The following is a 294-nucleotide window of genomic DNA, read 5'->3' as shown; positions in this document are numbered from 1 at the left end:
GGTCCTCGAAGGCGGAACTGGTCACCTGCATCGTCGAAAAGGCGAAGGCCATGGGGCTTCCTCCCTGATGGAATCGTGGATGCTGATTTCAGCGTCGGCGAGGCGTGCGAGCCTGTCAACGGCGCTACTCCATGGCATGATGGCGGCCACGCCATTCTTCAACCCGGCAGGCCGACATGAAGCGACTGTTGATCGTGGCCCATGCGCCCTCCCCCAACACCCGCCGCCTGCGCGAGGCCGCCGAGCGCGGCGCCCGCCATCCCGATATCGAGGACGTCGAGGTGGTGGTCAGGC

Annotated in this window: 1 pseudogene; it reads left to right on the top strand. The window is 66.0% G+C overall.

The window, feature by feature from the left end:
• Positions 1-176: 176 nt before the first annotated feature.
• Positions 177-294: pseudogene (locus CVH10_RS27330) on the top strand (flavodoxin family protein); the annotation flags it as partial.

The sequence above is a fragment of the Halomonas sp. ND22Bw genome, from assembly GCF_003011945.1.
In the GTDB taxonomy this organism is placed as follows: domain Bacteria; phylum Pseudomonadota; class Gammaproteobacteria; order Pseudomonadales; family Halomonadaceae; genus Halomonas; species Halomonas halophila.
This window is presented reverse-complemented; position numbering and strand designations above follow the sequence as displayed.